At 61.0% G+C, this 6,685-nt stretch carries 5 protein-coding genes and 2 pseudogenes; 4 read left to right on the forward strand and 3 right to left on the reverse strand.

Annotation, left to right across the window (positions count from 1 at the left end):
* Positions 1–2: 2 nt before the first annotated feature.
* The gene (locus FJV80_RS32870; protein ID WP_063169408.1) at positions 3–1,457 is read left to right on the forward strand and encodes a glutamate synthase subunit beta; all 1,455 of its coding nucleotides are present in this window, start codon (positions 3–5) and stop codon (positions 1,455–1,457) included.
* Between the two features lie 69 nt (positions 1,458–1,526).
* Here FJV80_RS32870 and FJV80_RS35485 read toward each other — a convergent pair.
* The 3 genes and pseudogenes from FJV80_RS35485 to FJV80_RS35490 all read right to left on the reverse strand — a co-directional run.
* Positions 1,527–1,721: pseudogene (locus FJV80_RS35485) on the reverse strand (DUF459 domain-containing protein); the annotation flags it as partial.
* Between the two features lie 1,181 nt (positions 1,722–2,902).
* Complete coding sequence (locus tag FJV80_RS35775) at positions 2,903–3,211, reverse strand: helix-turn-helix domain-containing protein (protein ID WP_236473435.1); 309 nt, start codon at positions 3,209–3,211, stop codon at positions 2,903–2,905.
* A 62-nt stretch (positions 3,212–3,273) separates the two neighbouring features.
* Positions 3,274–3,573: a hypothetical protein gene (locus FJV80_RS35490; protein WP_224571022.1), complete on the reverse strand. Its 300-nt coding sequence runs from the start codon at positions 3,571–3,573 to the stop codon at positions 3,274–3,276.
* Positions 3,574–3,576: 3 nt separating this feature from the next.
* On the opposite strand from FJV80_RS35490, the gene FJV80_RS35495 reads away from it, so the two are divergent.
* The 3 genes and pseudogenes from FJV80_RS35495 to FJV80_RS32895 all read left to right on the forward strand — a co-directional run bounded on the left by FJV80_RS35495 (position 3,577) and on the right by FJV80_RS32895 (position 6,210).
* The gene (locus tag FJV80_RS35495) at positions 3,577–3,819 is read left to right on the forward strand and encodes a hypothetical protein (protein WP_224571023.1); all 243 of its coding nucleotides are present in this window, start codon (positions 3,577–3,579) and stop codon (positions 3,817–3,819) included.
* 1,053 nt (positions 3,820–4,872) lie between these two features.
* Positions 4,873–5,094, forward strand: a pseudogene (locus FJV80_RS32890) (insulinase family protein); the annotation flags it as partial.
* A gap of 57 nt (positions 5,095–5,151) precedes the next feature.
* Entirely contained in the window at positions 5,152–6,210 is a 1,059-nt protein-coding gene (locus FJV80_RS32895) for a class I SAM-dependent methyltransferase (RefSeq protein WP_024504268.1), read from the forward strand.
* Positions 6,211–6,685 lie beyond the last annotated feature (475 nt).

The raw sequence follows: 6,685 nt of genomic DNA on the forward strand, positions 1-6,685 counted from the left end.
CTATGGGCAAGGTAACAGGCTTTCTCGAAATCGACCGGCAGGTGCACAAGTACCAGCCGGCCTCCGACCGCATCCGGCATTTCCGCGAATTCACGCTGCCGATGTCCGACAAAGAGGTCGAGAAACAGGCCGCGCGCTGCATGGATTGCGGCATTCCGTTCTGCCATGGGCCGACGGGCTGCCCGATCCACAACCAGATCCCGGACTGGAACGACCTCGTCTACAATGGCGACTGGGACAATGCGATCCGCAACCTGCATTCGACCAACAATTTCCCGGAGTTCACCGGCCGCATCTGCCCCGCACCTTGCGAGGAAGCCTGCACGCTGAACCTCGAGGACATCCCCGTCGCCATCAAGACGGTCGAGCAGGCGATCGCCGACAAGGCTTACGAGACCGGCCATATCAGGCCCTATCCGCCGGAGAAGAAGACCGGCAAGCGCGTCGCCGTCATCGGCTCCGGCCCGGCCGGCATGTCGGCTGCCCAGCAGCTCGGCCGCGCCGGCCACGACGTCCATGTCTATGAGCGCGAGAGCCGGCCCGGCGGGTTGATGCGTTACGGCATTCCCGACTTCAAGATCGAGAAGCACTATATCGACCGGCGCATCGAGCAGATGCAGGGCGAGGGCGTCACCTTCCATTGCGGCGTCAATGTCGGCGTCGACAAGCCGGTTGCCGAGCTGCTCGCCGAACATGACGCCGTGCTTTATTGCGGCGGTTCCGAAACGCCGCGCGCGGCCGGCATTCCCGGCGACGATCTCGGCGGCGTGCATGACGCGATGCCCTATCTGGTGCAGCAGAACAGGCGTGTCGGCGGCGAACCGATCCAGTCGGTGGCGTGGCCGTCGCATCCGATCCTCGCCGGCGGCCAGCATGTCGTCGTCGTCGGCGGCGGCGACACTGCCTCCGACTGCGTCGGCACCGCCTTCCGCCAGGGCGCGGTGCGCGTCACCCAGCTCGACATCCGGCCGCAGCCGCCGGAAAAGGAAGACAAGCTGTCGGTCTGGCCATACTGGGCGACCAAGATGCGCACGTCATCCTCGCAGGCCGAAGGCGCCGAGCGCGAATTCCAGGTGGCGACGCTTGAATTCATCGGCGAAAACGGCCAGCTGACCGGGGTCAAATGCTGCGAAGTCGACGAAAAGCGCAAGCCGATCGCCGGCACCGAATTCGTCATCCGCGCCGATCTCGCGTTCATCGCCATCGGCTTTGCCGGGCCAGCCGCTCGCGGGCCGGTGTCGGAACTGGCCGGCCAGATGAAGATCGCCATTGACAGCCGCCGCTCGAAGAATGTCGAGGCCAATGACCGGGACTACAGGACCAGCGTCGAAAAGCTCTATGCGGCGGGCGACGTGCGGCGCGGCCAGTCGCTGGTCGTCTGGGCGATCCGCGAGGGCCGCCAGGCGGCGCGCGCCATCGATGAGGCGCTGATGGGATCGAGCGTGCTGCCGCGCTGAGTCCGTCTCGAGACCCTACTTGTGCGGCCACCTGAAGGCGCTTTCCGCCCTTCCGCTGCCCCGGGCAGCTTACGGACTGATCGCCGTGGTCGTTTCGGTTGTGGCCCCGGCCGCAGGCTGCCGCCTTGGCGGCCAAGAAAAATCGTCGGCGCGGCCGGGCGCAGCAGCGGGCGCCTTGCCCTCGACGACGAATTTTTCACCGGGCCCGTCCGGCTTGGCCGGCGCTGCGGCACCGAGAAGTTCCGAACCGCCGTCGAGTGCCGGTGATTGCGAGTCGGCGTCGGTAGCCGGGTCGGCGGCCTCAGTCTTTTCCTTCGAGGGTGGACTACGTTACTGGCCAGTACCGGCAACGCATCGAAGGAACTTTACAATCATAAAGGTACGTCACTGGTCTCGCGGCTCACCTATGACGATCTAGACGCGCATTCGAGTCCACAATCCGACTGGCATTTTCGTAAAGGCCTCCTCGGTGCGGGCGGCATCAGGGAGGATTTTCTCATGACGAGGACTTCTTACGGAAATGGGGGGCTACTCAAACACATTCAGTGATCAGCGCGGGGGCGGCGTCAGCTATTTCACCGCCGATCTTGGATATAATTTCTTGAACTCACCGCGCTACCGCATCGGTGCTTTTGTTGGCAACAATTTCTGGCACGAGAGCTACGATGCTTTCGGTTGCACGCAGCAGGCGACCAACTGGGGAACCTGTGTGCCAACCGTCCCACCTACGTCAACCTCTCAGCCAGGACAACGATTGGCATTCGCTGCGACTCGGCTTGGCCGGGCAGACGCAACTCACCGAGCGACTCAGCCTTTCTGGTGACGTGGCGTTCCTCTTCACGCGGCTCGACGGCAAAGAGCAGCACCACATGCGCCCAAGATCAAGCTAATTCCCGAAGACGGCGATGGGCATGGCGTCCAGCTCGAGGCGGTGTTGCGGCCGTGGCGAATAACGGCACCGCTCATTTCGAAGAGGCAATGGGCGGTCGTGGTTCCCCGCAGGCCGACGATTGGAAGGCAAAGCGCTACGGCGTTTTCGTGCAGGCTAGCATCAAGTTCAACTGAGAGAGCAAGAACCGAGGAGAGCGGCGATGCCACTCCAGCTCATTACGATCATTGGATCAACAGAAGGAAGTTTTCCGAAGAGTTTTGCAAGCGTGCGCAAAGTCGCCAGACAAAGTTCTCTCGGTCCATAGTGTACGTGCCGTCACGCCCGTTCTCGACATGGTTGAATGATACGTCCCGCGCGATCGATCAAAGTCGTTTTTCATTGGTTTTCCGGAAATCGCGGGGAGCACAGCGTGCTGTGACCCTCGCCTGCTGGTTTTCTGTCAACGCGCAGATGAGGGAGAATGAGCGTACAGCAAAAATCATCAGTGCTGTCGCTTTCGCCAAAGCCCGCCGCAGCTAAACGGGGTCCCACGCCCGGTAGCGCCCCCTGCCGGTCACCTCACGGATGCCGAGTTCGGCACCAGCCCGAGCGCAGCGCGCTGGCTAATTTTCAGCTCGGCCGCGACCAGACCTGCCGACACCAGCGGCCGCGCCAGCACCAGCTCGATCAGCGCCGGCAGGCTCGAGTTTTTGCGCCGGTTCCTGAGCCGGCGCTCCATCTGGCTTTTGGCCAGCGCCTGGATGATTGCAAGGCTGAAACAGTCGATGGAACGCCCCTCCAGCGAAGCCGAACCGGACGAGGCGCGCGCGCCAGGTCCTTCGGCTGCCATCGGCACGCTGGGTTTAAGTGCTTGGGGTGACACGGCGTGATCTCCGCCGTTGGCGGGAACAGGGCAGTGCAATAGTACTGCCCTGTTCCTTTTGATCAGAGGCCAGTGCGGATTTCTTCGGCAAGCGCCCTCAACGTCGTCTCGACGTCATCGCCGTTTACCATCTTCTGCATCGCCACGGCCCATGCGTTCATGGCTTCGCCGAAGCCGACACGCGGTGTGAAAGCCAGCGCGGCTTGGTCCTGTATCTTTTTGAAGCTGTCAACGAAGTTGTTGAACTCGGGCTGCGAAGCGTACTTAGTCCAGGTGTCGTCTGCCAGGTCGACGTGCGCGGCGGATTGACGAGCTGGCCAGCAAGGGCACCCTTGAGCGCCACCTGCTTGGAGGTGGCCCACGGGATGAACAGCCAGGCCGTGCCCTTCTTTTCGGAAGCCGCGTTCATGGCGAGAGCCCAGATCCAGATGTCAGACTCCAAGCTCGTGGCGCTCGGTGCGTGCAGCGGCGGAGCGAAGGCGATCTTGCCGGATGCCGGCTTCCCCGCAACATCGTTCCAGAAGCCGAACATATTTGAGTCGATCGTCATCGCGCTGCGGCCGGACGCGAAGGAAGGAGCCGCGCACTTCTTGATCATGTCCACGTAATGTAGTCGTATCCAGCATCGGTAAGCTTCCAATCGCTCAGGTATTTGTCCAGCGGCTCCAGGGCGCCACTCGGAGCGAGGTCCTACGCGGGCTGAATGCCAGTGCCGAACACATCCCATGCTGGCGACTTCGTCGTCAGTTGGATCGTCATCTTGTTCCAGTAAGAATCGTCTGGGTAGAGTTCCGGCGTGACCTTGATGCCGGGTCAGCTTCTCGAACTCCGGAAATTGCGCAGCGAGAGCATCCGCATAGGGGTGGATGTCGTAGGCCCAAGTTATGCTGGTCCCTTCGAATTGACGCCAGTTCACGGTGTCGGCAGCGGCCGAATTAGTGAGCGATGCCGAGACGGCAAAAAACGCCAAGTCAAAAGCAAGCTGTTTGCGAAGCGACGCGCACCTGTAACGAGTACGGGGAATGAGCGACCCATGTAATCCTCCCTGGGGCATTTTGCCAATTTTTGGGTCCACTCCTCCATCCCGAGTTCGCTCATAGCCACAATAAGCGGTTTCCAACGAGCTCGCTCTGAATGCACCAGGCCAACTGGGTAAAAACGGGTAACCGGCACTAAAAGGCGTTGTAGTATCGCCACCAGAAATACTGCTCCGTGGTGCTGGCCTTTGCCTGGGGGCGCAACACGGCAACTACCCGCTCAAAACGGTTGGTCCTCTACCTCTTATTCACCGTCGCTTTCCTCGCGGCCTAACCCGGCCGGAATATCCGTTGCCAGAAAAAGGCCTCGCGGCCGGTTCGAGGCTCATCCCTCCTCCGAAGCAGCACGCTCAAGTATCGTCACAAGCCCCGAGCGCTTCGCGTTCGGCGATGTCCAAATTCCGACAATGTCGGATACAGTCAGATCTACTGGATTGCGTTTGAATGGTTTTCTCATTTGGCACAGTACATGCGGGTCATCCGCAAAACACGTGACCGACCAACAAGAGTTCGCATGATCACCTTACCACAACATACAGCCGCCGCGGAACAATCACTTGGCCCCTGATCGCCCACCCCGGCACCACAACCGGAGTCATCGATGTTCTGACAGGCTGCCCAAGGATACCTGCTGCAACAGGGCTTGCCCTGGTGACGACCACTCCGGCTCCGCCGGTTACCGACGAGGGCAAAGTGACGGATTTCCTGCTTTTCAACGGCATGGAGGTGGCTGTCATTCCCGACCACCGCGCCGGTCGTCACCCATATGGTCTGGTGCAGGATCGGCAGCGCGGAATGAGCCGCCGGGGATATCTGCATGTCTTCGAGCATCTGATGCTCAAGGCGCCTCATGACGAGCACGGCTCCGTCGCCTGGAGAGATTGAACCCAAAGGGAGATTCAGATGTCTGAAGCGAATCAGGAAAAGTTGGACGCATTCTTGGGGAAAATGGTCGGCGATCTCGGTGCGATCGCAACGGGCGCGGGAGTCCTGCTGGGGGACAGACTCGGCCTGTTCAAGGCATTGCGCGAAGGCGGCAAGATGACGGCCGCCGAACTTTCGACACGCACCGGCACCCAGGAACGCCTCGTAAGGGAATGGCTTTCCGGGCAGGCGGCGGCGGGTTACGTCGACTACGATGAAGCGAGCGACAAATTCTATCTCAACGCCGAGCAAGAGCTGGTGTTCGCTGATGAAGACAGCCCGGCCTTCATGGCAGGCGCATTCGAGTTCCTGTCCGCGCTGTGGCTCGATGAAGAAAAGGTGAGGCAGGCATTCCAGTCCGGCAAGGGCGTCGGGTGGCACGATCATAGCGCGTGTCTGTTTCGCGGTACGGAACGGTTCTTCCGTCCAGGCTACAATGCCAATCTGATCGACTCCTGGCTGCCGGCCTTGGAGGGCGTCGTCGAGAAGCTCGAACGCGGCGTGGACGTCGCGGATGTTGGATGCGGTCATGGTGCATCGACCGTGCTCATGGCACAGGCCTTCCCCAATTCGCGCTTCGTCGGCTTCGACTATCATGCCCCTTCGATTGAGCGCGCCCGCAAGGCGGCCGAGGTAGCCGGCGTCGGCGTTAACACGCGGTTCGACGTGGCGGCCGCCAAGAGCTATCCCGGAACCTATGACCTCGTCACATTCTTCGATTGCCTTCACGACATGGGCGACCCGACGGGCGCCGCCACCCATGTCCACGGATCGCTCAAGCCGGACGGCACGTGGATGATCGTCGAGCCGTTCGCGCATGATCATCTGGCGGCGAACCTCAATCCCGTCGGCCGCGTTTACTATGCCGCTTCCACTTTCGTGTGCACGCCCGCATCCGTGTCGCAGGAAGTCGGGCTCGCGCTTGGAGCCCAGGCCGGTGAGGCGAGGCTGCGCAAGGTTGTGACCGGCGGCGGCTTCAAGCGATTGCGTCGCGCCGCGGAGACACCGTTCAACATGGTGCTGGAGGCCCGCCCTTAGCGTGGCCGTCGCCAGAAATTGCAGCTCATCGCATTTGATGAAGATCACCGCCAAAAATCCGGACGCATCGGGCACATTTTCAAGGCGTCTGGGTTCACGCAGAGGTCGCTGCCGAGTTGTGTGCCAAGAGTCCCATACGTTGCGGCTCAGAAAGGACCCCACGCACGGCGACGAACATGCCCATAGCGATGGCCGCTATAATCACATATGTCCACCATGGCGCGTTCACAAAGCTGGTAAGCCACGTCGCACCGAACGCGCTTACGACAAAAACGAGAGCCTCGATAAAAAGACTGAGCCTGTACACATTCAGTCGTCTCATCCTCATACCACCCATCCAAAGACTGAGCTTGTTGCGCTACTGCGACAGAGCCTAACATATTGGAGAGTGCTCACTAGTCGACCGTGAACAATCCGAGCCCTAAGCGGCGACCGGCTTCGGCCGGATTTGAAGCAGGGCAATCAAGAGCGACAA

Origin of the sequence: Mesorhizobium sp. WSM4310, from assembly GCF_007003935.1 — a bacterium.
Lineage (GTDB): Bacteria > Pseudomonadota > Alphaproteobacteria > Rhizobiales > Rhizobiaceae > Mesorhizobium.